At 51.5% G+C, this 26,944-nt stretch carries 27 protein-coding genes; 18 read left to right on the top strand and 9 right to left on the bottom strand.

What is annotated here, in order from left to right; genetic code table 11:
* Nucleotides 1-23: 23 nt before the first annotated feature.
* From OGV69_RS14000 to OGV69_RS13990, 3 genes are all read left to right on the top strand, one after another.
* A complete protein-coding gene (locus tag OGV69_RS14000; protein WP_071888134.1) occupies nucleotides 24-1,160 on the top strand; it encodes an alpha/beta hydrolase in 1,137 nt (378 codons plus the stop codon).
* Between the two features lie 88 nt (nucleotides 1,161-1,248).
* Nucleotides 1,249-2,442, top strand: a complete 1,194-nt coding sequence (locus OGV69_RS13995) for an MFS transporter (RefSeq protein WP_227409089.1) — start codon at nucleotides 1,249-1,251, stop codon at nucleotides 2,440-2,442.
* Between the two features lie 657 nt (nucleotides 2,443-3,099).
* The gene (locus tag OGV69_RS13990) at nucleotides 3,100-3,750 is read left to right on the top strand and encodes an Ssp6 family T6SS pore-forming effector (protein WP_069324949.1); all 651 of its coding nucleotides are present in this window, start codon (nucleotides 3,100-3,102) and stop codon (nucleotides 3,748-3,750) included.
* A gap of 4 nt (nucleotides 3,751-3,754) precedes the next feature.
* On the opposite strand, the gene OGV69_RS13985 is transcribed toward OGV69_RS13990, so the two are convergent.
* Nucleotides 3,755-3,970, bottom strand: coding sequence for a hypothetical protein (locus tag OGV69_RS13985; protein WP_038640782.1), 216 nt, complete (start codon nucleotides 3,968-3,970; stop codon nucleotides 3,755-3,757).
* A 326-nt stretch (nucleotides 3,971-4,296) separates the two neighbouring features.
* On the opposite strand from OGV69_RS13985, the gene OGV69_RS13980 reads away from it, so the two are divergent.
* The 4 genes from OGV69_RS13980 (at nucleotide 4,297) to OGV69_RS13965 (ending at nucleotide 8,117) form a co-directional block, all read left to right on the top strand.
* On the top strand, nucleotides 4,297-4,491 hold the full coding sequence (locus OGV69_RS13980; RefSeq protein WP_051594518.1) for a hypothetical protein: 195 nt from the start codon (nucleotides 4,297-4,299) through the stop codon (nucleotides 4,489-4,491).
* 341 nt (nucleotides 4,492-4,832) lie between these two features.
* Nucleotides 4,833-5,108 (top strand): metal/formaldehyde-sensitive transcriptional repressor, encoded by a 276-nt coding sequence (locus tag OGV69_RS13975; protein WP_003833178.1) that lies wholly within the window; start codon nucleotides 4,833-4,835, stop codon nucleotides 5,106-5,108.
* A gap of 32 nt (nucleotides 5,109-5,140) precedes the next feature.
* Nucleotides 5,141-6,259 carry an S-(hydroxymethyl)glutathione dehydrogenase/class III alcohol dehydrogenase gene (locus tag OGV69_RS13970; RefSeq protein ID WP_038640779.1) on the top strand — a complete coding sequence of 373 codons (1,119 nt, stop codon included), beginning with the start codon at nucleotides 5,141-5,143 and terminating at the stop codon, nucleotides 6,257-6,259.
* A gap of 169 nt (nucleotides 6,260-6,428) precedes the next feature.
* Nucleotides 6,429-8,117 (top strand): methyl-accepting chemotaxis protein, encoded by a 1,689-nt coding sequence (locus OGV69_RS13965; protein ID WP_069324948.1) that lies wholly within the window; start codon nucleotides 6,429-6,431, stop codon nucleotides 8,115-8,117.
* 39 nt (nucleotides 8,118-8,156) lie between these two features.
* Here the strand turns inward: OGV69_RS13965 and OGV69_RS13960 are convergent, their stop codons facing one another.
* Entirely contained in the window at nucleotides 8,157-9,080 is a 924-nt protein-coding gene (locus OGV69_RS13960; RefSeq protein ID WP_038640774.1) for a LysR substrate-binding domain-containing protein, read from the bottom strand.
* Nucleotides 9,081-9,310: 230 nt separating this feature from the next.
* On the opposite strand from OGV69_RS13960, the gene OGV69_RS13955 reads away from it, so the two are divergent.
* The 5 genes from OGV69_RS13955 to rimL all read left to right on the top strand — a co-directional run bounded on the left by OGV69_RS13955 (nucleotide 9,311) and on the right by rimL (nucleotide 14,564).
* Nucleotides 9,311-10,213 (top strand): manganese-dependent inorganic pyrophosphatase, encoded by a 903-nt coding sequence (locus OGV69_RS13955; RefSeq protein WP_069324947.1) that lies wholly within the window; start codon nucleotides 9,311-9,313, stop codon nucleotides 10,211-10,213.
* A 121-nt stretch (nucleotides 10,214-10,334) separates the two neighbouring features.
* Entirely contained in the window at nucleotides 10,335-11,678 is a 1,344-nt protein-coding gene (gene hglS, locus OGV69_RS13950) for a 2-oxoadipate dioxygenase/decarboxylase HglS (protein ID WP_069324946.1), read from the top strand.
* A gap of 193 nt (nucleotides 11,679-11,871) precedes the next feature.
* The gene (locus OGV69_RS13945; protein WP_038640767.1) at nucleotides 11,872-13,527 is read left to right on the top strand and encodes a glucan biosynthesis protein D; all 1,656 of its coding nucleotides are present in this window, start codon (nucleotides 11,872-11,874) and stop codon (nucleotides 13,525-13,527) included.
* Nucleotides 13,528-13,693: 166 nt separating this feature from the next.
* Nucleotides 13,694-13,918 (top strand): HP1242/YdcH family protein, encoded by a 225-nt coding sequence (locus OGV69_RS13940; RefSeq protein ID WP_038640766.1) that lies wholly within the window; start codon nucleotides 13,694-13,696, stop codon nucleotides 13,916-13,918.
* 100 nt (nucleotides 13,919-14,018) lie between these two features.
* Complete coding sequence (gene rimL, locus OGV69_RS13935; protein ID WP_038640764.1) at nucleotides 14,019-14,564, top strand: 50S ribosomal protein L7/L12-serine acetyltransferase; 546 nt, start codon at nucleotides 14,019-14,021, stop codon at nucleotides 14,562-14,564.
* Here the strand turns inward: rimL and ydcK are convergent.
* Entirely contained in the window at nucleotides 14,556-15,536 is a 981-nt protein-coding gene (gene ydcK, locus OGV69_RS13930; RefSeq protein WP_069324945.1) for a YdcK family protein, read from the bottom strand. The two genes, rimL and ydcK, sit on opposite strands and share 9 nt — an antisense overlap.
* 113 nt (nucleotides 15,537-15,649) lie before the next feature.
* Between ydcK and tehA the strand changes: the two genes are divergently transcribed.
* The 3 genes from tehA (at nucleotide 15,650) to OGV69_RS13915 (ending at nucleotide 18,077) form a co-directional block, all read left to right on the top strand.
* Nucleotides 15,650-16,651: a dicarboxylate transporter/tellurite-resistance protein TehA gene (gene tehA, locus OGV69_RS13925; RefSeq protein WP_069324944.1), complete on the top strand. Its 1,002-nt coding sequence runs from the start codon at nucleotides 15,650-15,652 to the stop codon at nucleotides 16,649-16,651.
* The gene (tehB, locus tag OGV69_RS13920) at nucleotides 16,651-17,247 is read left to right on the top strand and encodes a tellurite resistance methyltransferase TehB (protein ID WP_069324943.1); all 597 of its coding nucleotides are present in this window, start codon (nucleotides 16,651-16,653) and stop codon (nucleotides 17,245-17,247) included. The genes tehA and tehB overlap by 1 nt, the downstream gene beginning before the upstream one ends.
* A gap of 155 nt (nucleotides 17,248-17,402) precedes the next feature.
* Complete coding sequence (locus tag OGV69_RS13915; protein WP_038640757.1) at nucleotides 17,403-18,077, top strand: DUF3313 domain-containing protein; 675 nt, start codon at nucleotides 17,403-17,405, stop codon at nucleotides 18,075-18,077.
* Between the two features lie 37 nt (nucleotides 18,078-18,114).
* Here the strand turns inward: OGV69_RS13915 and OGV69_RS13910 are convergent, their stop codons facing one another.
* Nucleotides 18,115-19,023: a DMT family transporter gene (locus OGV69_RS13910; RefSeq protein WP_110498010.1), complete on the bottom strand. Its 909-nt coding sequence runs from the start codon at nucleotides 19,021-19,023 to the stop codon at nucleotides 18,115-18,117.
* Between the two features lie 185 nt (nucleotides 19,024-19,208).
* On the opposite strand from OGV69_RS13910, the gene OGV69_RS13905 reads away from it, so the two are divergent.
* A complete protein-coding gene (locus tag OGV69_RS13905; RefSeq protein ID WP_069324941.1) occupies nucleotides 19,209-20,078 on the top strand; it encodes an AraC family transcriptional regulator in 870 nt (289 codons plus the stop codon).
* Here OGV69_RS13905 and OGV69_RS13900 read toward each other — a convergent pair.
* Nucleotides 20,061-21,227, bottom strand: a complete 1,167-nt coding sequence (locus OGV69_RS13900; RefSeq protein WP_069324940.1) for a benzoate/H(+) symporter BenE family transporter — start codon at nucleotides 21,225-21,227, stop codon at nucleotides 20,061-20,063. The two genes, OGV69_RS13905 and OGV69_RS13900, sit on opposite strands and share 18 nt — an antisense overlap.
* A gap of 105 nt (nucleotides 21,228-21,332) precedes the next feature.
* Between OGV69_RS13900 and OGV69_RS13895 the strand changes: the two genes are divergently transcribed.
* Both OGV69_RS13895 and OGV69_RS13890 read left to right on the top strand, forming a co-directional pair.
* On the top strand, nucleotides 21,333-21,869 hold the full coding sequence (locus OGV69_RS13895; RefSeq protein WP_042308263.1) for a helix-turn-helix domain-containing protein: 537 nt from the start codon (nucleotides 21,333-21,335) through the stop codon (nucleotides 21,867-21,869).
* Nucleotides 21,870-21,948: 79 nt separating this feature from the next.
* On the top strand, nucleotides 21,949-23,910 hold the full coding sequence (locus tag OGV69_RS13890; RefSeq protein ID WP_204563540.1) for a peptidase U32 family protein: 1,962 nt from the start codon (nucleotides 21,949-21,951) through the stop codon (nucleotides 23,908-23,910).
* Here OGV69_RS13890 and OGV69_RS13885 read toward each other — a convergent pair.
* The 4 genes from OGV69_RS13885 to OGV69_RS13870 all read right to left on the bottom strand — a co-directional run bounded on the left by OGV69_RS13885 (nucleotide 23,907) and on the right by OGV69_RS13870 (nucleotide 26,865).
* Nucleotides 23,907-24,137 carry a DUF2554 family protein gene (locus OGV69_RS13885; protein ID WP_038640744.1) on the bottom strand — a complete coding sequence of 77 codons (231 nt, stop codon included), beginning with the start codon at nucleotides 24,135-24,137 and terminating at the stop codon, nucleotides 23,907-23,909. The genes OGV69_RS13890 and OGV69_RS13885 overlap by 4 nt on opposite strands.
* 189 nt (nucleotides 24,138-24,326) lie before the next feature.
* Nucleotides 24,327-24,452: a DUF2474 domain-containing protein gene (locus OGV69_RS13880; RefSeq protein WP_064507023.1), complete on the bottom strand. Its 126-nt coding sequence runs from the start codon at nucleotides 24,450-24,452 to the stop codon at nucleotides 24,327-24,329.
* Complete coding sequence (gene cydB / locus OGV69_RS13875) at nucleotides 24,452-25,462, bottom strand: cytochrome d ubiquinol oxidase subunit II (RefSeq protein ID WP_069324938.1); 1,011 nt, start codon at nucleotides 25,460-25,462, stop codon at nucleotides 24,452-24,454. The genes OGV69_RS13880 and cydB overlap by 1 nt, the downstream gene beginning before the upstream one ends.
* Nucleotides 25,462-26,865, bottom strand: coding sequence for a cytochrome ubiquinol oxidase subunit I (locus tag OGV69_RS13870; protein WP_069324937.1), 1,404 nt, complete (start codon nucleotides 26,863-26,865; stop codon nucleotides 25,462-25,464). The genes cydB and OGV69_RS13870 overlap by 1 nt, the downstream gene beginning before the upstream one ends.
* Nucleotides 26,866-26,944: the final 79 nt, after the last annotated feature.

The raw sequence follows: 26,944 nt of genomic DNA, 5'->3' as shown, positions 1-26,944 counted from the left end.
ACCTATTTTTAGGGGAACAAGTGATGAAAGCTTTCACCAGAAAACTGTCGACCACCCTACCTGCCATGCTGCTATGCGCATCATTAAATGGAGTCACAACGATGAGTTATGCTGATACAACCAACCCAAACGCGCCCGTTTCGATGGTCGAAAAATGGGATAAAACCTTCGCCGAGAGTACGAAAGTCAATCATCGCAAGGTAACTTTTCAGAACCGCTATGGGATCACGTTAGTTGGAGATCTCTATATTCCAAAAGATCGAGGCGAACGCAAACTGGCGGCAATTGCGGTTAGCGGTCCTTTTGGCGCTGTAAAAGAGCAGTCCAGTGGACTGTACGCGCAGACGCTGGCTGAACAGGGTTTTGTGACGCTGGCCTTCGATCCTTCATATACCGGCGAAAGCGGCGGTATTCCACGCAATGTTGCCTCTCCTGATATCAACACCGAGGATTTCAGCGCGGCGGTTGATTTCCTTGGCCTACAAAAAGAAGTGGATCGCAATCGCATCGGCTTACTTGGTATCTGCGGTTGGGGCGGGATGGCGTTAAATGACGCAGCAATGGATACACGTGTTAAGGCCGTTGCGACCAGCGTAATGTATGACATGAGTCGCGCAATGGGCCATGGCGTCGGTGATGGCAAAGACCGGTATACCTCCGCAGACCGCCACGCGGTATTGCAGTATCTGAATGCGCAGCGCTGGAAAGATGCGGAAAAGGGCACATTTGCCCCGGGTGGACATGACATTAATGTTGACGAAAAAGGTAATGTCAGTGCAGGGGATCGTATTCTGCCGGAAACCTTACCTGCGAATCCGCATCCGGTACTGAAAGAGTTTTACGATTATTACCGGATGCCACGTGGTTTCCATGTGCGTTCTGTCAATTCAACAGGCGCATGGAACGCAACAATGCCCCTGTCGTTTATGAATATGCCGCTGCTAAGCTACGCCAATGAAATTACTGTTCCTGTGCTGATCGTAACGGGTGAAAAAGCGCACTCACGTTATTTTGCCGAAGACGCTTTTAAGGCCGTTGGCAGTAAAGATAAAGAGCTGGTGGTTGTTCCGGGGGCTAACCATGTTGATTTATATGACAATGTGGCCGGTAAAATACCATTCAGCAAATTTGAGCAGTTTTTCAAAACCTCCTTAAGATAAATTCCTGGCCGGAAAACTTAACAAAGCTACCTGTTTGGCAGGTGGCTTTGCCCTTGTTTTGCCTCGGCAATATACAGAGAAAATAATAATGTCCACACTGAGCCATAATACCTTGTGTAATAAAACGCACGCACACTGGGGCGGCGTATTTGCCATGACGCTCTGCGTCTTTATTCTTATTGCCTCAGAATTTATGCCGGTCAGTTTATTGACGCCGATTGCCAGAGATTTGCACGTTTCAGAGGGACTGGCTGGTCAGGGAATAGCGATTTCCGGCGTGCTGGCAGTACTAACCAGCCTGACCATTTCACATGTTGCCGGGGATCTGAATCGTAAATATCTTCTGCTGGGGTTGACCATTTTAATGGCTGTGTCGGCAATAATGATCGGATTAGCTCCCAGTTATCCGCTTTATATGTTGGGAAGAGCCACAATTGGTATTGTCATTGGCGGCTTTTGGTCATTGTCGGCAGCAACGGCAATACGGTTGGTACCGCAGCACCAGGTTCCCCGGGCGCTGGCTATTTTTAATGGCGGGAATGCGCTGGCAACCGTCGTGGCAGCCCCGCTGGGCAGTTACCTGGGGGCAACCGTCGGCTGGCGTGGGGCTTTTTTATGCCTTGTGCCTCTTGCGATAATCGCGTTCATCTGGCAAAGCATCAGTTTGCCCGAAATGAAAAAGGATACGGTGCACAAGCCGCGTGGGTCGGTACTTCATCTGTTTCGTGCCTCCATTGTATCAACCGGTCTGCTGGCCTGCGGACTCTTCTTTATGGGGCAGTTTGCGTTATTTACCTACGTCCGTCCGTTTCTGGAGACGGTGACCAGGGTGAATGCTTCTGGTCTATCTTTGATTTTGCTCGCAATTGGCATCGCGGGGTTGGCTGGTACGCTTATAGTGACGACATTCCTGAACGCCCGATTTTATCAAACACTCATGGCTATACCCTTACTGATGGCCATCATTGCCGGAATGTTACTCCTGGTCGGGCACTGTGCCTGGGCTGTTACTGTGCTATTAAGCCTGTGGGGAATGCTCGCTACTGCTGCGCCAACGGGGTGGTGGACATGGCTGGCGCGGACACTGCCCGAGGATGCTGAGGCGGGCGGTGGTCTGATGGTCGCCGTTATCCAGCTTTCGATTGCGCTTGGTTCAACGGCTGGGGGGCTAATGTTCGACCGTCTGGGATGGCAAAGTTCTTTTGGACTCAGCGCTATATTACTTCTTAGTGCGTTGACGATAACGTTTCTCACGTCGAGGCAAAATAGTAAGACATACTAGTAATCCCTTTTGTCTAAGCGCTCTCTACTGTGACATTGGGTCGAAAGCCTTAGATGCGATGCAGCAGACCAGGATAAAATGTGTTCCCGGAAAACGTAACCATGACGGGTTGGCACCAGCAGATAATGCCCAGCATGCGAAAGTGTGACGCGTCTTTTTGCTTTTAATCCTCCTATAATGGACTGCTTATTTTGTAGTCTACCGTGATTGCTGTGGTTATTATTTAACCCGCATTCAATCCCTCTGGATAGATGGGAGAATAAGCGACTGAAAAACATCAGCGCCTCATACAGACTTTGCCCAACACTTCTCATGCCGTGTTGGGCTTTTTTATGCCCGAGGGGGGGAAATGAAGTAGCAACGATGGCATAGCGACGACGGCATTCATACGGTCGGGTTCCCACGGCGACGTAGTGAGGGAAAGGGGGCGTAAGGCATCACTGAGTTCCAGGAGGCATCCGGTTAGCGCGTAAATCAGCCTGAAAATGAAGATGGTGATCCGCGACCAACAGCGGAACTGCTCGGTACCTGCCTGGCATTTTATTTTTGGTGAGCGTTATTCTTAAAATGGACAGTCTGGAACATTATAATTATGGAATATTCATAAGTTGGCCGTTATGATTGTGTATTAAAATAATACCACATGGATCTTAAGGTATGGAAAACGCAAAGGATTTGGCAAAAGAAATGCTCTCAGCTTTGGATTTAGAAAATGAAGGGATGCTGGTTGCATACATTAAAGGCCTGATTCACTTTCCTGTAGACTTGTATTATCTCGCATCTGATTTTATCCATACCGATGAAAGACGGGAGAATATGGATGATAATATTCGGCTTGCCGGACTAGTGAAGCGGGCAACATCAACGAGAGATATTTATTTTGTAGCAAAAGCGGTTAATGTATTCATTGATGATTTCATGCAACACGTTAATTTGCCAGATATCGTAACAAAGGTAGCAAAAGACACAGTAGCTTCTACATTGGGTAGTTATACTTTCGGCGAGCTTACTGGTTTAAAAATTGGCGCCTTAATCTCTTCTCGGATCACCGTGTCTATTGCTTTTAGTATGTCGGTCAGCACATTGCTAATGATTGGTGGGGGAGTATCGAGGGCAGTTCATGCTTCGAGATTTCTAAAAATATCAAACTATGAAGTTTACCGAAAGCTAAAGGACCTTGGAGATTTAGATCTTCTCTATTTTGCTGTTCAGGAGCGGGTTGAGCCATTCGAGAAAGCAACCAGACTATCAAAAGAAAATCCTGATTTGTTCAATCAGGCGGTAGAGTATTTTTTCAAAGGATTGTAGTTCATCATTTTTTTGTCAGGCGATACAGTAGCCAGCAAATAAGAATCATTGCTGCCGTAAATGTCCAGCGCCCTAATATAAACATATAAGCATACTTGTCCCCGATAGAATCAGGAAAAGCACTAAACATTAGTATTATATTTGATAATGCTGATGTTATGGCTAGGAGCGCCGATAAAGCGATTCCAAACCAGATTAAGAAAGAGAATGTTTTTTTCATTTACTGATACCTTATTGGTTGCCTACATTTTCGTTTGGCAGTGTACTTAATCGAAACTGATGAGTAAATAATTAGATGTAACAAGTTCATTTAGTCTAAATTATTGAATTTAACAGTCTGGTAATTCTCTGGTCATCTGCATATATTTTCCGCAAACTCAATCGGTAACTTCTCACTGTCGCTGCGTCGTTAAATCCTCCCGGTGAGTGCTGATTTTGCATCTGAGTAATGGGCCGTTTTTCGGGGTAAATAGTTTTCTACGTAGCATAAAACTCTGAATGAGGTAATCCCCATGAAAAAAACTCTACTCGCAGTTATCTGCGGGCATGGCGCTGTGCGCGCTGTCTGCCTGTTCTCATTATTCCGAGGCAACCACCGCCAACGGCACCACCGTAAAACATGTTGCTATTGCTCCCGGTACCAGCGTAACCGCGAAAGACGGCGACTGTATTAATTCTGCTGGCGGTACCTGTGTTCAACCAACTCAGCAGACGGCTCGTTACTGGCTGACGTTGCACTGAATGCAGCGGTGTTGGCTAACGCTCAGGATGGATGATACCCCGTTTACGGGTTCTGGAGCAGTGAAGACGAGTAAATGGATGGTCCAATCTTACATAACCGCCCCCTGGGATCAGTGGGCGTTTTTCGCTCAAAAAGTCTCATCATAATCATCGGTTTTTGGGGGGCAGATTTGGGAGCGAAAACGCACTTGGGGGCATGAATGGGAGCATCGAAAAGGCCGCATATGTCCCCATATGCCCACTATCTATTCTTACTAACTCACTGATATTTAATAATTCTTATATTTTACAATTACATAAAAATTCTGATAGTATACCCCCCTATAGTATCTGGAGGGCGTATGCCACATTCACCTGAAGATAAAAAACGTATCCTCACCCGTGTTCGCCGTATTCGCGGTCAGGTTGACGCGCTTGAGCGGGCGCTGGAGTCCGGCGAACCGTGCCTTGCGATCCTGCAACAAATTGCCGCTGTACGCGGCGCATCCAATGGCCTGATGGGCGAAATGGTTGAGATCCACCTGAAAGACGAACTGGTCAGCGGCGAGACAACGCCAGACCAGCGAGCCGTGCGTATGGCTGAAATCGGCCATCTTCTTCGCGCTTATCTAAAATAACACCATCACCTCGCAATAATGGGAAGAGACCAATGAAATCACGTGCAGCAGTTGCATTTGGCCCCGGCCAACCGCTAAAAATTGTCGAAATCGACGTCGCACCGCCAAAGAAAGGTGAAGTTCTGGTTAAAATTACCCACACTGGCGTGTGTCATACTGACGCTTTTACGCTCTCAGGCGACGATCCGGAAGGGGTGTTCCCGGCGGTGCTTGGCCATGAAGGCGGCGGTATTGTGGTTGAAGTCGGCGAAGGCGTCACCAGCCTGAAAGCGGGCGACCATGTCATCCCCCTGTACACGGCAGAATGCGGTGAGTGTAAGTTCTGTAAATCGGGGAAAACCAACCTGTGTCAGGCCGTACGCGCCACCCAGGGTAAGGGGTTGATGCCGGATGGCACGACTCGCTTCTCCTATAACGGCGAGCCGATTTATCACTATATGGGCACCAGTACCTTCAGTGAATATACCGTTTGCGCGGAGATTTCACTGGCAAAGGTTAACCCGCAGGCCCCGCTGGACAAAGTATGTCTGCTGGGCTGTGGCGTCACTACCGGGATCGGGGCAGTACATAACACCGCGAAAGTGAAAGAAGGCGATACCGTGGCCGTATTTGGTCTTGGTGGCATCGGCCTGGCGGTGATTCAGGGCGCGGTGCAGGCGAAAGCCGGACGTATTCTGGCCGTTGATACCAACCCGGAGAAATTCAAACTGGCGGGTGAAATGGGGGCAACGGATTTCATCAACCCGAATGATTACGATAAACCGATTCAGGATGTGATTGTTGAGCTTACCGATGGCGGTGTGGACTTCAGCTTTGAATGTATCGGCAACGTTAACGTAATGCGTGCGGCGCTGGAATGCTGCCATAAAGGGTGGGGCGAGAGCATCATCATCGGCGTGGCAGGCGCCGGACAAGAAATCAAAACGCGTCCGTTCCAACTGGTTACCGGGCGAGTCTGGCGCGGTTCGGCGTTTGGCGGCGTGAAAGGGCGCACTCAACTCCCGGGAATGGTCGAAGAAGCGATGAGCGGAAAAATCCAGTTGGATCCATTTATCACCCATCGCTTACCGCTGGAGCAGATTAACGAAGCATTCGATTTAATGCATCAGGGTAAGTCCATCCGTACCGTTATCCACTTTGGCGATAACTGATTCATTGGCCAGCGGATTTATCCGCTGGCACTTTCCTGAATTTTTTAGAATTATGTTGTGAAAGTGTGACGAATCCGTCGCTTTTTACGGTAAGTAAACCTCACGGATTGCCGATGACTATCTAACGGGCGTGTTTTCACGCATAAACCCTACAAGAGAGTCGACGGTCATGGACAACACAACATCGATGCAGGCCCAGCATAAACTGGGATTTCTGCATCAAATCCGACTGGTTCCGCTGTTTTCCTCCATTCTCGGTGGCATCCTTCTGTTGTTCGCCTTAAGTTCAGGGCTGGCAAGCTATTTTCTTATGCAGGCCGATCGCGATCAGCGCGACGTGACCGACGAGATTCAGGTCAGGATGGGGTTATCTAACAGCTCTAACCACTTACGCACCGCACGTATCAACATGATCCATGCCGGCGCGGCGAGCCGTATTGCCGAAATGGATGACATGAAGGCCAATATCGCCGAGGCAGAAAAACGGATTAAGCAATCGCAGGACGGCTTCAATGCTTATATGGCGCGTACGGTGAAAACGTCTGCTGATGAAGCGTTAGACGCCGAATTAAGCGCCAGCTTCAAAGCCTATACCGACGGTTTACAGCCGATGCTGAAATACGCTAAAAACGGCATGTTTGAAGCGATTATCAACCATGAAAATGAACAGGCCAGACCGCTGGATTCCGCTTACAACAAGGTGCTGCTGAAAGCCATTGAGATTCGTACTGCCAGGGCGAATAACCTTAGTGAGCAGGCGCACCAACGTACACAACTTGGTATGGCGTTTATGCTCGGCGCATTTGCCCTCGCGTTGGTGCTCACCGTGATGACGTTTATCGTTCTGCGCCGCACCGTTATCCATCCTCTGTTACGTGCAGCCCTGCGCATCGAGCAAATTTCGGCAGGCGACCTGACCATGCCAGAGGAACCGACCGGGCGCAGTGAAATTGGTCGCCTGAGTCGTCATCTGCAAACTATGCAGCATTCGCTGGTGAAAACCGTGGGCACGGTGCGCCAGGGGGCAGAGGAAATTTATCGCGGTACCAGTGAGATTTCTGCAGGGAATACCGATTTGTCCTCACGTACAGAGCAACAGGCCGCGGCGATTGAAGAAACGGCTGCCAGTATGGAAGAGCTAACGGCTACGGTGAAGCAAAACGCTGACAACGCGCACCATGCGAGCAAGCTGGCGGAAGACGCTTCCGGCAAGGCGAGTCGTGGCGGTCAGATGGTTTCTGGCGTGGTGAAAACCATGGGCAATATCTCAGGTAGTTCGAAGAAAATCTCTGAAATCACAGCCGTTATAAACAGCATTGCTTTCCAGACGAATATCCTGGCGTTGAACGCGGCGGTAGAAGCGGCGCGGGCGGGAGAGCAGGGACGCGGGTTTGCCGTGGTCGCCAGTGAGGTACGCACGCTGGCGAGCCGAAGCGCGCAGGCGGCAAAAGAGATTGAGGGTTTGATTAGCGAATCGGTACGACTCATTGACCAGGGCTCCGATGAAGTGGTCGCGGCGGGTAATACCATGACGGATATTGTCGATGCGGTAAAACGCGTGACCGATATCATGCTGGAAATTGCGGCGGCCTCTGATGAGCAGAGCCGGGGCATTGTGCAGGTGAGCCAGGCGATTTCGGAGATGGATAAGGTGACGCAGCAAAACGCTTCTCTGGTTGAAGAAGCGTCGGCCGCAGCGGCATCGCTGGAAGAACAGGCGGCACGTTTAACTGAAGCCGTCGGTATATTCCGCTTAAATGGGGGAAGCGCAATAAAGCGCGCTGCTGGTACCAAAATATCGGGCCATTCAAGCCCGCAGGCAGCAACGGCCAGTGGTGATAACTGGGAAACGTTTTAACACGCTATAAGGGACCAGATGGTCCCTTAATTTTTGGTATCAAAACGGTATGGTTTTGCGTATCGCGCCAATGAGAATTTGCGCGGCAGAGGAAAGCTGCACGTCTACACGGGTAAGAATGCCAATAGGTTCACCCGCCCCGTGGGTGGGAATCGGCAATGATACCAACGTCGCCTGACGTAAATCTTCCCGGACCGCGCCTGACGGCACAAACCATACATAGTCGTAGTCAACCGTCAGCTGGCGGGAAAGCGATGCTGACAGCGTTTCGATGCAGCCCGGCGGCATTTTGCAACCCTGGCTTTGCAGCAGTGTCTCCGCGTGCTGACGAGGAGCGGTTCCTTTTGGTGACACCACAACGGGCCATTCCATCACCCGACTCAGCGTGATGGTTTCCTGCAACAACGGGTGGTTAGGCCGCACTACCAGTTTGAGCGACTCAAGAAACAACAGCTCGTAATTCAGACCGACCATTAATTCCGGATCGGCCATCCGACCGATACCGAGATCGATTTCTCCCGATTTTAAACCGGCCAGAATCATGGGATTACTCATGGTGGCAACTTGCAGCGTCGTCTCCATTTGCTGCTTATGGAACGGACCGATTACCGCCGGAAGAATACCCAGCGCAGCGGTGGGTAAGGCCCCAATCCGTACGACGTCAGTCTGCGACTCTTCGCGCTGGTTTAACGCCTGTCCGGCAGTATTGAGTGCGTCCAGTACTCTCACCGCGTGGGTAAGAAACTGCTCGCCGGGCAATGTTAACTGCGCGCCAAGGCGACCGCGTTCAAAGAGCCGGGTACCGGTCAGTTGCTCCAGTTCATTCAGTGTTTTGGAGAGGGCCGGCTGGCTCAGATTAAGGGTTTCAGCCGCGCGCCCCAACGTTCCCTGTTGTGCAACGGCGACAAAAGTATGCAGGTGGCGCAAGCGAATGCGCTGATTGAACAGAACATTTTTTTCCATAAGCGATGTTAAAAACAGAGCCGTGTCGGTGACAAGTGAAGTTGTTCGTTTTTGATAACTTGATAGCAAAATATTATTAACATTTATCATGTTTTACTTACAACTTATTTATTTTGCTCGTGTTTTGTACAGCCAGGCAGGGTGGTGGGATCATGGAAGGGAATGCACCCAGTCGTTATACTTTGAATATTGTTTGCTTTTGCACCCTTTCTCTCACAAGGCACTGATTAATGATACATGTAGTAGGACACCTTAATCCCGATAGCGATGCCATTTGCTCTGCCGCAATGACGGCGCGTTGGCTTACCTTACGCGGTCAGCAGGCCACGGCATGGCGTCTGGGTGAACCTAACCGCGAAACGCAGTTTATCTTTGCGCAAGCGGGGCTGGCACTTCCTGAACGGCTGACGTTTGAGTTGACCGATCGTGACGTCTGGTTGGTTGATTTCACCGAACCTGCCCAAGGACCGCAATCGCTGGCAGACAGTAACGTCGTGGGGATTATCGATCACCACCGACTCGGTGGATTAGTCACCCGTCTGCCGCCAGAAGTGTGGGTGAAGCCTGTCGGCAGTAGCGCGACGCTGTTATGGCAACTGATGTCGGAAGATGAGCGTAGCCAGTTATCTCCCGCGGAGGCCGTTTTGTTGCTGGGTGCCGTGCTGAGCGACACTGTCACGCTTCGTTCACCCACGACCACCGTTGATGATCGTTTGGCGGTCGATGCGCTGGTTCAAAAGGCCGGTGTAGACCTGGACGCCTTCAGTCGCGACCTGCTGTCTACCAAAACGAGCGTGGAAGGGATGAGCGCCCGCGAACTCCTGCAGAAAGACATTAAAACCTTCACTATCCAGGGGCATCAGGTCTGTGTGGCGCAGCTTGAACTGTACGCGCTGCAACAGGTTGATACAGTGCTGGATGAATTACGCCAGGAAATGACGCGCTATGCGCAGGAAAAGAATGCCGCACTGGTTGTGCTCATGCTCACCGATATTAATCTGGGCGACACCAGTCTGTGGTTTGCCGGTTCTGAGCTTTCTGACATCCCGCAGCCCTGCAAGGTGGAAGGTATGCTCAGCCGTAAAAAACAGATGCTCCCCTGGCTGGAAAGTCATTTAAAACCACGCCAGTAGGTTCTGTTCGCCGTCTGTATGGGGTGGGAAACTTACGCGGGGTCACACTTTGTAAATTCTTCCCACCGGACTTTGCAGCGTTCTCTACACTCCAGGTAATATTCACTGGAGGCATGACATTATGGCGAACACCATCACGGCAGATGAGATTCGGGAACAATTTTCGCAGGCAATGTCAGCAATGTACCAGCAGGAAGTCCCGCAGTATGGCACGTTGCTGGAACTTGTCGCTGATGTGAATCTGGCGGTACTGGAAAATAATCCGACGCTGCATGAAAAACTGGCTAATGCGGATGAACTGGCCCGGCTAAACGTTGAGCGCCACGGCGCCATCCGGGTGGGCACTGCGCAGGAGCTTGCTACGCTGCGCCGGATGTTTGCCATTATGGGCATGTATCCGGTGAGTTACTACGACCTCTCTCAGGCCGGCGTCCCTGTACATTCCACGGCTTTTCGGCCCATCGACGATGCATCGCTTTCGCGCAACCCGTTTCGGGTATTCACCTCGTTATTACGGCTCGAATTAATCGAGAACGTAGCGCTGCGGCAAAAGGCTGCGGAGATCCTTGCAAAACGCGACATTTTCACTCGTCGTTGTCATGAACTGCTGGATGAGTTTGATGCGCAGGGCAGTTTTACGCCTGAGCAGGCGCAGGAGTTTGTCCATGAAGCACTGGAAACCTTCCGCTGGCATCAGCACGCCACGGTAGATGAAGCGACCTATCACGCATTACACAACGAACACCGGCTGATTGCCGATGTGGTGTGTTTCCCTGGGTGTCACATCAACCATCTGACGCCGCGCACGCTGGATATTGACCGGGTACAGTCCATGATGCCGGAATGCGGCATAGAGCCGAAAATATTGATTGAAGGGCCGCCGCGCCGCGAGGTGCCGATTTTATTACGTCAGACCAGTTTCAAAGCGCTGGAAGAACCGGTGCTGTTTGCCGGTGAAATGCGCGGCACTCACACGGCGCGTTTTGGCGAGATTGAACAGCGCGGCGTAGCGCTCACACCGAAAGGCAGAGCCTTGTATGACGAACTGTTGAATAAAGCGGGAACGGGAAAAGACAATCTGACGCACCAGCTGCATCTTCAGGAGGTATTCAAGGCATTCCCGGATAGCGAGTTTCTGCTGCGCCAACAGGGGCTCGCCTGGTTTCGTTATCGACTGACGCCATCAGGTGAAGCGCATCGCCAGGCTATTCGCCCGGATGACGATCCGCAACCGCTCATTGAGCGCGGCTGGCTGGTTGCGCAACCTATCACCTACGAAGATTTCTTACCGGTTAGCGCTGCGGGGATTTTTCAGTCAAATCTGGGTAATGAAACTCAGGCTCGCAGCCATGGGAATTCCAGTCGCGACGCGTTTGAAGAGGCATTGGGTTGCAAGGTATATGACGAATTTATGCTGTATCAGGAGGCTGAAGAGCGAAGTAAACGGCGGTGTGGTTTACTTTAACAGAATTTACACGGGATTCAGTCTGTTCCCATCGACATAAAATATTTTCGATTTTGTACAGATAATCGGCGACCAACAATTGGATTATTAATGAATTTTGTCTAGAGTGAGCGGTCAGAAATGTGCACTCTCTTGCCGCAGATTTTGACCGGCGCGGGACCATTTACACGACCAGAAGGACTCACTTTCAGGCATGAATCGCAGACGATTTATTAAAGGTTCAATGGCAATGGCCGCCGTGTGCGGAACCAGTGGTATTGCATCACTCTTTTCCCGCGCCGCCTTTGCGGCAGAGTCTGACATTGCAGACGGAAAAACCGTACGTTTTGATTTTTCCGTTCTGCAATCGATGGCCCACGACTTAGCACAGAAACCCTGGGGCGGCGAGCCGCGTGCGTTACCCGACACGCTGGCGAAATTGACGCCGCAGGCCTACAACAGCATTCAATATGACGCAGAGCAGTCTCTGTGGAACAATGTTGAAAATCGTCAGCTTGATGCGCAGTTCTTCCATGTGGGAATGGGATTCCGCCGCCGGGTTCGCATGTTCTCGGTCGATGACAGTACGCATATGGCGCGTGAAATCCACTTCCGTCCAGAGTTGTTTAAATACAACGACGCGGGTGTGGATACCAAACAACTGGAAGGGCAAACCGACCTCGGGTTCGCGGGTTTCCGCGTATTTAAAGCGCCAGAACTGGCTCGTCGTGATGTGGTTTCTTTCCTCGGCGCCAGCTACTTCCGCGCAGTAGATGACACCTACCAGTACGGTTTATCGGCGCGTGGTCTGGCGGTAGATACCTATACCGACAGCAAAGAAGAGTTTCCTGATTTCACCGCTTTCTGGTTCGAAACGGTTAAACCGGGCGCGACCTCCTTTACCGTGTATGCGCTACTCGATAGCCCAAGCGTAACAGGTGCCTTTAAGTTCGTGATCCACTGCGAGAAAACGCAGGTGATCATGGATGTACAAAACCATATCTACGCGCGTAAAGACATCAAGCAACTCGGCATTGCGCCGATGACCAGCATGTTCAGCTGTGGCAACAATGAACGCCGGATGTGCGACACCATTCACCCGCAGATTCATGACTCCGATCGTCTGGCGATGTGGCGGGGCAACGGCGAGTGGATCTGCCGTCCGCTGAATAACCCGCAAAAACTGCAGTTCAATGCCTATACCGATAACAACCCGAAAGGGTTTGGTTTACTGCAGCTCGATCGCGACTTCTCTCATTACCAGGACATCATGGGCTGGTATAACAAGCGTCCGAGCCTGTGGGTCGAACCGCGTAACCAGTGGGGCAAGGGGACCATCGGCCTGATGGAGATCCCGACGACTGGCGAAACGCTGGATAACGTCGTCTGCTTCTGGCAGCCGGAAAAGTCGATTAAAGCCGGCGATGAGCTGGAATTTAAATATCGTCTGTACTGGAGCGCGCAGCCGCCGGTACGTTCGCCGTTGGCTCGCGTGATGGCGACCCGTACAGGCATGGGCGGCTTCCCGGAAGGATGGGCGCCGGGCGAGCACTACCCGGAGAAATGGGCGCGTCGTTTTGCCGTTGACTTCGTCGGTGGCGATCTGAAAGCCGCTGCGCCGAAAGGCATTGAGCCGGTGATAACGCTCTCCAGCGGTGAAGCAAAACAGATTGAGATCCTCTACGTGGAGCCTATCGACGGCTACCGTATCCAGTTTGACTGGTATCCGACGTCTGACTCAACCGACCCGGTAGATATGCGTATGTTCCTGCGTTGCCAGGGCGACGCCATCAGCGAAACCTGGCTGTATCAGTACTTCCCGCCAGCGCCGGATAAACGTCAGTACGTTGACGACCGTGAGATGCGTTAATCACTCCTTTTACGGCTCTCCTGAGGGGGAGCCGTATCTGCAATCTTTCTGAAAATAGTCTGTACGCTATTTACTCGATCCTGTTCGCATTTTTCTGTATGGGAAATGGGTACTCTGGAGCTGTGTATTTCTTATACACGTTCTTGTCCACTAACAGGGAGAAAGTATGTTTCCAGAATACAGAGACCTTATTTCCCGACTGAAAACCGAGAACCCTCGCTTTCTGTCCTTATTCGAAAAACACAACAGCCTTGATCATGAGATCTCCAGACTGGAAGGTGCGGATGGTCGGGGGTATAGTTTGGACATTGTTCGCCTTAAGAAACAGAAACTCCACCTGAAGGAAGATCTGCTCAAAATTTTGCAAAAAGAGAGTGTCGGTGAGAGCTAAGTAAAACAGCGCTTGCTGTGTAAAAGGGCTTCCAACAGGGAAGCCCTTCCTGTTTTATGATGAGCAGAATTAGCTGCTTAACGATCGTAACGGAAAGAAAATGCCAGAAGTGATAACCATTAATGATTCGCTGGAACTGCGTGCCGTCGAAGAACAACACGTCACCCCTCTGCATCAGTTGGTGCTGAAAAATAAAACCTGGCTCCAGCAGTCGCTGAACTGGCCGCAGTTTGTCGAATCCGAGGACGACACGCGCAAAAACGTGCAGGGAAATATGATGTTGCACCAGCGCGGCTACGCCAAAATGTTCCTGATTTTTGCACAACAGAATGTGGTGGGCGTCATCGCGTTTAACCAGATAGAGCCGCTGAACAAAGCGGCCTATATTGGTTACTGGCTGGATGAAGCTCATCAGGGTAAGGGCATTATGTCCCTGGCGCTACAGGCATTGATTCATCATTATGCGCAGCGCCAGGAAATTCGCCGCTTTGTGATTAAATGCCGCGTAGAAAACGTTGAGAGCAACCGGGTGGCATTGCGCAATGGCTTCCAACTGGAAGGATGTTTACGACAAGCGGAGTTCCTCAATGGCGATTACTATGATGTGAATCTCTATGCCCGCATCATTGATGGTCCCTCAGAATAAGCCTGCGATAGGTGTGCGCGTAATGCGCTGCTCACCATTGATCACCTTCGGCCCGCGCAGATGAATAGCATCGCCATCAAATGCTTCAATGTGCGCCTGGCCGGTTATCTCAATGTGATTCTCGACCAACACTTCTCCAAGAACGCAGGCGTGACCTTCAACCAGGATGTGATCGTCAAGCTGGATTGGTCCGCCGCGTAATGTAGCATGTCCCCCGACCAACACATGGTGCTTCAGCACGCAATTACCCTCGACTACCGCGTGTTCTGCCACCTGTGAGCTGTAGCGCAGGGTAGGAATAGCATCTTCATCGGTTCCGGCGATAACGCGCGCATGCCCGTAGACTTTGGCGCAATCGCAAATCCAGACATTATTCTCTTCATTACCTTCCACCTGGGCAAAATCAAAAACTTCCGCCCGATGTTCAATAAAGGCGTAGTTGATTTTTGCATCGCCATAGATCTGCGCCTGATGCACTACGCGTGAGTTGCTGATGGCCGCCCGATCGTAAATCTGCAGCAACTGGTCGTTTTCAACAGTGAGTCCCCTGGCGGCAATGATTTCGGATCCACATACAACGCGTGCATTACCCCAGAGAAGGCACTCGCCGCGAATAACCGAATCCTGTATCGTGACGTTGTCACGTATTTGTGCGTAATGGCTGATTTCTGCCCGGTCAATCCACACGGCATCGCCTATTTGCGCGCCATCTCTGACGACGCTTGCCTGAGTAACCCGGGCGTTTCCGGTTATCGATGCGCCGGAAAATGCGAGCGCATTTTCATCGTAAATCCAGCAATCACCGCTTTGCGACAAGACGCTTTCGTCATCAATCCAGCCGCCAGGCGTACCGGCGGTAACATCATTAAAATCAATGAGCGCAATGATTTGGCGTAGTAATACGCTTTTTTTATTGCCATTATCCTGGTAACTAAAGGAGCGAAGCTCATCGCTGAGTCGATATTTGGTCATTGCTTATTTCCATGTTGCGCACCTTAGTTAAACGTAGCAAAGTTTTCCGCACTGGCTAAACCGGCTGAAATTCCATAAAATGCATTTCAAATATACTTTAAAAAATAAACAAAATGAGTAAGAGCAAACAGAATGAACGGGTCCTCAATCTTCCGGCCGGTTATTTTGGCATGGTACTGGGGACAATCGGGATGGGATTCGCCTGGCGCTATGCCAGCCAGATTTGGCCGGTGAGCCACTGGATTGGCGACGGTTTAGTGATTCTCGCCATGGCCATTTGGGGGCTGCTGACGCTGGCTTTTATGCGTCGCTTGCTGCACTTTCCGCACAGCGTACTGGCTGAAATTCGTCACCCGGTGATGAGTAGCTTTGTCAGTCTGTTTCCGGCCACAACCATGCTGGTAGCAATTGGTTTTGTTCCCTGGTATCGACCGCTGGCGATCGGGTTATTCAGCATTGGCGTGGTGATACAGCTGGCGTACGCGGCCTGGCAAACGGCAGGGTTATGGCGTGGAGCGCATCCGGAGGAAGCCACCACGCCGGGTCTGTATCTGCCGACCGTCGCTAATAACTTTATCAGCGCAATGGCTTGTGGTGCGCTTGGTTTCAATGATGCCGGAATGGTGTTTTTGGGGGCAGGCGTATTTTCCTGGCTCAGCCTGGAACCGGTGATCCTGCAACGTTTACGTAGCTGCGGGGAACTGCCAGCGGTCTTACGGACTTCGCTTGGCATTCAACTGGCGCCCGCGCTGGTCGCTTGCAGCGCCTGGCTTAGCGTCAACGGCGGTGAGGGGGATACGTTAGCCAAAATGCTGTTCGGCTATGGTCTGCTGCAACTTCTGTTTATGCTACGTCTCATGCCATGGTACCTGTCGCAACCATTTAATGCCTCGTTCTGGAGCTTCTCGTTTGGCGTGTCGGCCCTGGCGACGACGGGCCTGCATCTCGGACACGGCAGCGAATCAGGATTTTTTCATACGCTGTCTATCCCTCTGTTTATTTTTACCAATTTTATCATTGCATTATTACTGATACGTACGCTTGCTTTGCTGCTGCAGGGAAAGCTGCTTATCCGCACAGAACGTGCTGCATTACTGAAATCTGAGGATAAATGATGACTCATTGCGACGAAAACTACTTTACTGAGAAATACGATTTAACCCGTACGCATTCCGATGTTGTTGAAGCGGCAAAAGTGGTCGCGCCAGGTACAACATTAGATCTGGGCTGCGGTAATGGTCGTAACAGCCTGTACCTTGCGGCAAACGGCTATGACGTTACCGCATGGGATAAAAACCCCATGAGCATAGCGAACCTTGAGCGCATTAAAGCGGCGGAAGGACTGACCAACCTGCATGCGCAAGTCGCGGATCTTAACGCCTTACGCTTTGATGGCGAATATGATTTTATTCTTTCTACCGTTGTGCTGATGTTCCTTGAGGCTAAAACTATCCCGGGACTGATAGATAATATGCAGCGCTGCACGAAGCCAGGCGGATATAATTTAATCGTTGCGGCAATGGACACTGATGATTTCCCGTGCACTGTTGGTTTTCCGTTTGCGTTTAAAGCGGGTGAATTACGCAACTATTACAGCGGGTGGGATCTGCTGAAATACAACGAAGACGTGGGTGAACTTCATCGTACGGATGAAAATGGTAATCGCATTAAACTGCGCTTTGCCACTATGCTGGCACGCAAAACTGCCTGAAGCTCCTGTGTGGGTTAACTCTCTCTGCGTTCAGCATTTTTTATGTTGAGCGCAAAGATAAAATTGTGCGGTCCTTACCATTTTTAGTGCATCAAAAATGAATCTGTTTTGCTATTCTTTTTACGCATCATTGCGAAAACTAAAGGGATCGTTTCATGCGTACTCATACTTTATTTAAAGTTGCAGTGCTTACTGGCTTGTTGGCATTATCCGGCTGTGCGTCAAAAGTGACCGAACCGGATAAATATTCTGGGTTTTTAAAAAATTACTCTGATCTGAAGGAAACGAAATCGGCAACCGGACAAACGGTACTCCGTTGGGTTGACCCGAACTACAACGAATCCAAATATGACAACATTGTATATAACCCGGTAACGTATTATCCGGTTCCTAAACCTACTACGCAGGTAGGGCAGAAGGTGCTTGATCAACTACTGACCTACACCAATACACAGTTGAAATCCGCAATCAGTAAACGTAAACCCCTGGTGACTACCCCTGGGCCACGTAGCCTGATTTTCCGCGGGGCAATTACCGGTGTAGCGACCAGTAAAGAAGGGCTGCAGTTCTACGAAGTGATCCCGGTTGCGCTGCTGGTTGCGGGAACGCAAATGGCAACGGGCCACCGTACCATGGATACCAACCTCTATTTTGAGGGTGAGTTGATTGATGCGGCGACCAATAAACCGGTTGTTAAGGTTGTACGTAAGGGTGAAGGTAAAGATCTGAACAACGAAAGCACGCCGATGGCGTTCGAAACGTTGAAGAAAGTTGTTGATGACATGGCGACGGATGCTTCCATGTTTGACGTGAACAAAAAAACACAATAATAATGATGAACGCACCATCCTTAGATGGTGCGTTTTTTTATGCCGTCCGGCGACGATATACGAGCTTACCCATCAGCGCTTCTGGTCGGGCAAACATCACCAGGTTCCCCAGCAAAATCAATACTAATCCCACAATCGCATTTACCTGCCAGATATACCCTTCATACAATGTTGACAGCGTTAGTGCGACCAGAGGAAAAAGCAGCGTACTGTATGCGGCCTTACTGGGACCAATGCGACCGACCAGTGTGAAATAGGCGCCAAAGGCAATCACCGAACCAAAAATAGCCAGGTACAGCAGTGCGCTAAGATAGCTGAAAGTCCACTGCGGAGTGAAGTCATCGCCACGCACCAGCGCAATAGCGGCGATCAGAAATGTACCGTACAACATGGCCCAGCTATTGGTGGTCAATACTTCCAGCCCTTTTTTCTGATGGCGCAGACTTATCATGTTGCCCAATGAAAAACCAAAGGTTCCCAGAGCGCTTAAGCCGATGCCCAGCAGCAGTGAATGGTTGAACCCACTGGTGAGCAAGTCCTGCCAGAACAGGGTGACAATGCCGGTCAGACCGAGACCGGCGGCAATATAAAAGCGTACCGGCGGTTTTTGGCCGAAAAACAGAAAACTATTGACCGCATTGAACAGGACGGCCATCGAGAAAATCACCGATTCAAGGCCCGTGTTAATCCACGCCGCAGCCGTATAAAAACACCAAAAGTTAAAGCAAAAAACGCATCCGCCTTGTAACAGACAAAACAGATGGTCACGACCAGATAGTTTGCGTAATTTACCACTAACCAACAGGATTATTATCATTACCGAGCTGGCAACGGCAAAGCGCCAAAAGATAGAAACCGGCGCTGAAACCGGTCCTTGTTGCAGATAAATGGCAATCCATGTCGTCCCCCAAATCACCACCACCAGGCAGTACAATAGTGCGTTCATACAACTCTCTCTTTTTGGTCTTCAGGCGCACACTGTGTCACGTTGGGTAGCAGGGGGCTTTCATCAGATTGCGGTGGACTTGCAAAATCTTGCGCTTTTTTTCGCGCAAATGTGAAAAGGAAGCTGTTAACAATATGTAGCTGATATAGACTGAAAGCCTGCTAACTTATTTTGAATGTGATGGTATGTCTCAGCCCTACGGTGCCTTTGAAAACTTACGCAAACACAATGCCGTGCTGCACGAGTCGGTTGCGTTACATTCAGGGATCCAACTGGCGGCCTGGTCAAATAAGCGTGATACCATTACCCAGTATTGCGATCACCATACCCTCAGCTTATACATCGCCGATGGTTACGAGAGTTACCACAAGACGGCCGGCGGCTGGAAGAATGGCGGTGGGCCGGACCGTTTTTGCCTGATGCCGAAAGAGAGCGAATCCAGTTGGGATATCCGCGACGATCTTTCCTTTGTTCATCTCTATTGTACGGACGGCCATTTGCGCGAAGTGGGTGAAAAAGTCTGGGACAAAAGCCCTTATAGCTTCACGCTGGATGAGCATACGTTTGGCAGCGATCCGGGGATAACAGCGGTTTATCGTCAGTTTTTACTCGGGAATGACTGGCAACAACCGGCCAACCATCTCACGCTCAGCGCCGCGTCTTCGCTACTGCTCACGCATCTGATCCAGCATTACAGCAACGTCCAATGGCAGTTGCCCGTTGTCACCGGGGGACTTGCGCCTGCCACATTGCGCAATGTGCTGGCCTACATAGAAGCGCATCTGGCGTACCCCATTACCCTGAGCGATTTGGCAAGTGAGGCGGCGCTGAGTGAGTTCCATTTTGCCCGAATGTTTCGCCAGTCAATGAATATGGCGCCGCATCAGTACGTTATGCAACGACGTATGGTATTAGCCCGGCATCTGGTCTGTCATTCTTCCCGCAGTTTGTCGGATATTGCGATGGCTTGCGGGTTCAGTTCAGCGAGCCATTTCAGCAACCGGTTTAAGCAGGTGACGGGTAAAACGCCAACGCAGTTACGTGCGGCGAAATAAAGCAAACACCGCGTAGCACACACCTCCGGCGATCAGCCCCCAAAATGCCGACCCAACCCCCCATAGCGTCAGGCCACTGGCAGTGACCAGAAAAGTAATGATAGCCGCATCACGCTCGGATTCATGATGTAATGCCTGGTATAAGCTGCCGCTAATCGTGCCAAGCAGCGCCAGGCCCGCCAGCATTTGGATCCAGCTTACGGGCAAGGCCGCCATCAGTCCGGTGACCGAACCGCCAAAAACCCCTGCCAAAAGATAGAAGACACCCGCCGCCGCCGCGGCAAGCCAACGTCGCTTTGCATCAGGATGCGCTTCGGGACTTTGGCAAATTGCCGCGGTTATGGCGGCAATGCAAATGGAATAGACGCCAAAAGGGGAAAACAGCAGCGCCAGCAGACCGGTAAAGACAATCAACGGTGAAACGGGTAACGCATAGCCTGACGCCTTCATGGTGGCGATACCAGGTGCATTTTGCGAGGCCATGGTGACCAGAAACAGCGGGAGGGCGATGCTAATGCTGTGGGCAAATGAAAAATGCGGGGCGATAAACTCAGGTAACACTGGAGATAAACTTACCTCATTAGTGACAATGTCACCTTTTATCAGCGCGATGATTATACCTATCAGCATCGCGGCGATTGTCGCATACCGTGGGGCAATGACTTTAAACGCTAACCATGCCACCAGCATGCTACCGCATAAGATAAGCTCACTATTAAGGCTACTGAACGCCTGCAGGCCAAAGCGTAGCAGGATCCCGGCCAGCATGGCTGACGCCAGCGAGTGGGGGATTATTTTCATCAGTCGGGCAAAGAGTCCGGTTACGCCGCACAGCACAATTAAGGCGTTAGCCACGATGAAAATACCGATCGCGTCCTGAATCGTTACCCCTTGCAGGCCCGTAACCAGCAGTGCGGCGCCGGGCGTTGACCATGCAGTGAGAACAGGGGCGCGATACCATAATGTCAGCGCCAGCGTACTAACGCCCATCGCTATTCCCAGCGCGGTCATCCAACCCGCAATTTGCCCTGTCGTCGCACCTGCGGCCAGCGCCGCTTGCCAGATAATGGCTGCCGAACTGGCATAACCGACCAGCACCGCGACAAAACCTGATAGCACGGTAGGCAGAGGGATTGAAAATGTGCGCATAGCAACTCCGTGTGCGTTATAACGGTCAGTCACTGTAGCACTGTGCGTTATAGCGTACAAGTGCTAAGCTGTAGCCTTGAGAAGGAAGGGCGAAGGAGGAGAAATATGGATAACTTAACTCACTATCTGGCGACGACGCTCAGAACGCTGCGCCACCAGCGGGAATGGAGTCTCTCGCGTCTGGCGGAGGAAACCGGCGTGTCAAAAGCGATGCTGGGGCAGATTGAACGCAATGAATCCAGCCCTACAGTGGCGACATTGTGGAAAATCGCCACCGGGCTGAATGTCCCATTTTCAACGTTTATTTCGCCTCCTGAGTCAGACGGCACGCCGTCTTTCGATCCCCAACACCAGGCGATGGTCGTCACGCCGCTGTTCCCATGGGATCCTCAGTTGTGTTTCGATCACTTTTCGATACTGCTGGCGCCCGGCGCGCTTAGTGAATCCACGCCACACGAAAGCGGTGTTATAGAGCACGTAGTGGTGATTAGTGGACTGCTGGATATGTGCATTGATGGTCTATGGCGTACCATTAAAGCCGGTGAAGGTGTCCGTTTTGCCGGCGATACGGCCCATAGTTACCGTAACAGCGGTGAACAAACGGTTCACTTTCATTCGCTGATCCATTACCCGCGCAGTTGATCGGGAAAACTATTCCGAAATGCCGCGCTTGTGACTACAATAGCCGCCATTTTTACCGCTTGTGGATGGTAACAACTGTATGCGCCAGCAACCTCATCACCTTGAATTGTTAAGCCCGGCTCGGGATACCGCCATTGCGCGCGAAGCCATTCTGCACGGCGCAGACGCCGTTTACATTGGCGGACCGGGATTTGGCGCGCGTCATAACGCCAGCAACAGCCTGAAAGATATCGCCGAACTGGTGCCATTCGCTCATCGCTTCGGGGCGAAAATCTTTGTGACGCTGAATACGATTTTGCACGATGATGAACTGGAGCCCGCACAGCGATTAATTACCGATCTGTACCAGACCGGTGTTGATGCTCTGATTGTGCAGGATATGGGGATTCTGGAGCTGGATATTCCCCCCATTGAGCTGCATGCCAGCACGCAGTGTGATATTCGCAGCGTCGAGAAGGCGAAGTTTCTGTCTGATGTCGGATTTACCCAGATTGTCCTGGCGCGGGAACTGAGTCTTGAGCAAATTAACGCCATCCACCAGGCCACGGACGCGACCATTGAATTTTTCATTCACGGTGCGTTGTGCGTTGCCTATTCAGGTCAGTGTTATATTTCACATGCGCAAACCGGACGTAGCGCTAACCGCGGCGACTGTTCCCAGGCCTGCCGTCTGCCGTATACCCTGAAAGACGATCAGGGGCGCGTGGTGTCCTATGAAAAACACCTGCTGTCGATGAAAGATAACGATCAGACCGCCAACCTGGGCGCGTTGATTGATGCAGGCGTGCGCTCTTTCAAAATCGAAGGGCGCTACAAAGACATGAGCTATGTGAAGAATATTACCGCGCATTATCGTCAGATGCTCGACGCCATCATTGAAGAGCGCGGCGACCTTGCCCGTTCATCAGCCGGACGCACCGAACATTTCTTTACCCCCTCCACGGAAAAAACCTTCCATCGCGGTAGCACCGATTATTTTGTCAATGCGCGTAAGGGCGATATCGGCGCGTTTGACTCGCCAAAATTCATTGGTCTGCCGGTTGGTGAAGTTCTGAAGGTCGCGAAAGATCATCTGGATGTTGAGGTCACCGAGCCGCTGGCGAACGGCGATGGTCTGAACGTATTAATCAAGCGTGAGGTGGTTGGTTTCCGTGCCAATACCGTTGAAAAAACGGGGCACAATCGATATCGGGTGTGGCCGAATGAAATGCCAGCCGATTTGCACAAAGTGCGTGCGCATCATCCGCTGAACCGTAATCTCGATCATAACTGGCAGCAGGCGTTAACCAAAACCTCCAGCGAACGTCGTATCGCGGTTGATATTGAACTGGGCGGCTGGCAGGAGCAGTTGATCCTGACGCTCACCAGTGAAGAGGGGGTGAGCATCACGCATACGCTGGACGGCCACTTTGACGAAGCGAACAATGCGGAAAAAGCGTTGAGCAACCTGCAGGATGGTCTGTCCAAACTTGGACAAACGCTTTATTACGCCCGCGATATTCAGGTTAATCTGCCGGGGGCGCTGTTTGTGCCAAACGGTCAACTTAATCAACTGCGACGTGAAGCTGTCGATATGCTGGATGCGGCGCGTTTGCAAAACTATCAGCGCGGCAGTCGCAAACCGGTGTCACAGCCGGCGCCGGTGTATCCACAAACGCATCTGAGCTTCCTGGCAAACGTCTACAACCATAAAGCGCGTGAGTTTTATCACCGCTATGGCGTTCAGTTGATTGATGCGGCCTATGAAGCGCATGAAGAAAAGGGCGATGTGCCGGTGATGATCACCAAACATTGTCTGCGTTTTGCGTTTAACCTGTGTCCAAAACAGGCGAAAGGAAACATCAAGAGCTGGAAAGCGACACCGATGCAGTTGGTAAACGGCGATGAAGTTCTGACGCTGAAATTTGATTGCCGACCGTGCGAAATGCATGTAATCGGCAAGATGAAACATCACATTCTGAAAATGCCGTTGCCGGGCAGCATCGTCGCTTCCGTCAGTCCCGAAGAACTGATGAAAACATTGCCAAAGCGTAAACCTTAACCCTGGTGAGTATCAGGTTTGCGTGATTTTTGCCAGTAATGATGTTCGCGAAGATCGGCGGCGGATTCTTCCGCCGTCACGCGCAGTTCATCGCTGTCGGCGGTGTGCCGTAATACGTGATCGGCATCCTGCACCTGGAGATACTCGTGTCCCTGATTGGTTGCGAGAAGTTGACCCGAAAAAAGCGCGCTGGCCAGCAATAACACCGTTAACCCTTTCTTAAACATCATGAACCCTCTGGTACGTTAGCAGCGAAAGTGGCGATAATTTCGCCAGGTGACTATTCAATATTTTAATCGGGGAAATGGCAATCTCTGTTTTGCGAATGAGATGTTTTTTGCATTTTTGTTTGGTCAACGTTGGGATTTGTTACAACCGGGTAGCATCGCGCTGCCCGGTTGTTTTCAGGGAGGGTATCAGGACTTAAAGCCAGCAGCCGTCATCAGTAAACGAAAGAACATACCGACGGCGGCCAGGGCCAGCACGCTGCCGCCCCAGAGGATCACCAGCCACATCAGGCGTTTCCAGATTGATTGTTGCATCAATGATACCCCTCACCATGTTGAACTTTGCCGCGGAAAACGTAGTAGCTCCAGAAGGTATACACCAGGATTATCGGGATAATCAGTAGGGCGCCAACCAACATAAAGCCCTGACTTTGCGCAGGCGCTGCCGCCTGCCAGAGCGTAATGGACGGCGGAATGATATGCGGCCATATGCTGATCCCCAGACCGCTGAACCCAAGGAAGATCAATCCCAGCGTCAAAACAAAGGGCAGTGCATGGCTGTGCTGTTGGTCCAGCGAGCGCCACAACAACATGCTGATCAACACCACCAGCAGCGGAACCGGCATCAGGTACCACAGGTTAGGCAGGCTAAACCAGCGCTCGGCAATCGCACTGTGCGCCAGCGGCGTCCATAGGCTGATAATGGCGATAACAACCAGCATCGCCAGCAGCAGTTTTTTGGCCACGCGGCGCATTTTATCCTGCAACGGATTTTCGCTTTTCATCACCAGCCATGTGGCCCCCAGCAGGGCGTAAGCCACGACCAGGCCAACACCGCAGAACAGCGTGAACGGGGTCAGCCAGTCGAAAGGGCCGCCGCTGTAGCTGCGTCCGGTGACAGAAAATCCGTTAAGCACTGCACCTACCACGATTCCCTGAGTGAATGTCGCCAGAATTGAACCGCCGAGAAAAGCTTTATCCCAGAATGGTCGATGTGCCGGCGTGGCATTGAAGCGAAACTCAAAAGCGACACCGCGAAAAATCAGGCCGAGCAGCATCAGGGTGAGCGGGATCGTCAGCGCATCGACAATCACCGCATAGGCCAGGGGGAAAGCGCCGAATAGTCCGGCTCCGCCCAGTACCAGCCACGTTTCATTGCCGTCCCACACGGGGGCGACGCTATTCACCATCACATCACGGTCATCTGCATCCTGAATTGCAGGAAACAAAATGCCGATACCGAGATCGAAACCGTCCATCACGATATACATCAACGTGGCGAACACGATAATGACAAACCAGATAACTGATAAATCGATACCCATTAGCGGTGAGCCTCCGGTTGAGAATCGAGAACTGCAGCAGAAAGCGGTCGTGCAGGCGTGCCGGATGGCGGCGTTGACGGTTCATGTTCCTGTGGCCCTTTACGGATCAGGCGGATCATGTAGCTGTAACCGACGCCAAACACGGAGCTGTACACCACAAAGAATGACAGCAAGCTGATGCTCATATGTAAATCGCCATGCGCGGAAACGGCATCCGCGGTACGTTGCAGACCGTAGACCACCCACGGTTGACGGCCAACTTCAGTGGTTACCCAGCCAGCCAGAATGGCAATCAGACCGGAGGGCCCCATCCATAATGCAAAACGCAGGAAAGGACGTGAGGTGTATAGCCGCTGCTTGTAACGTAGCCGCAGGGCGATCGCGCCCAGCAGGATCATCAGCATGCCTAGCCCTGCCATAATGCGAAACGACCAGAACACCATGGTTGAATTGGGCCGGTCTTCTTTAGGAAACTCTTTTAAGGCCGGGACTTGTTTATCCAGGCTGTGGGTCAGGATCAGACTGCCCAGCGCTGGGATTTCCAGTCCATAGCGGGTACGCTCCTGTTCCATATCCGGCCAGCCGAACAGCAATAGCGGAGTGGGTTCACCGGGCGGATTTTCCCAGTGTCCTTCAATCGCCGCAATTTTTGCCGGCTGGTGTTTCAGCGTATTCAAACCGTGCATATCACCAATCAATGCCTGGAGCGGGGCGACGATTAATGTCATCCACAGCGCCATCGAAAACATAGCGCGAATAGCCGGCGTATTATTTCCGCGCAGCAAATGCCACGCCGCAGAAGCGGCGACAAATAACGCGCTGCTGAGGAAGGCGGCAACGGACATATGCAGCAAACGATAAGGGAATGAAGGATTGAAAATAACGGCGAACCAGTCGACGGGAACAACCTGACCATTAACGATTTCATAGCCTTGCGGCGTCTGCATCCAGCTGTTGGAGGCGAGGATCCAGAAGGTAGAAATAATGGTACCCAACGCAACCATACAGGTCGCGAAGAAGTGCAGGCCTGGCCCCACGCGATTCCAGCCGAACAGCATTACGCCCAGGAAACCCGCTTCGAGGAAAAAGGCGGTTAATACTTCATAGGTCAGCAGCGGTCCGGTGATGCTCCCGGCGAACTCGGAAAAACCACTCCAGTTGGTGCCGAATTGATAGGCCATCACCAGCCCGGAAACCACGCCCATACCAAAGTTGACGGCGAATATTTTCGACCAGAAATGATATAGCGAGCGCCAGGTGGGATTTTTCGTTTTTAGCCACAGCCCTTCGAGCACTGCCAGATAACTGGCGAGGCCGATGGTAATGGCCGGAAAGATAATGTGGAAGGATACCGTAAACGCGAACTGGACCCTCGCCAGGTGAAACGCGTCAAGACCGAACATGCTTAACTCCGCAGGCAAAATTGATTTGGCGCAATTCTAAGCCTGGGAAGCAATGGAGGGCAGAAACAGAACAGTTCTT

The organism is Citrobacter sp. Cc139, from assembly GCF_030334645.1.
GTDB classification, from domain to species: domain Bacteria; phylum Pseudomonadota; class Gammaproteobacteria; order Enterobacterales; family Enterobacteriaceae; genus Citrobacter; species Citrobacter werkmanii.
The sequence above is the reverse complement of the archived record's forward strand: the minus strand, read 5'-3'. Positions and strand labels throughout refer to the sequence as shown.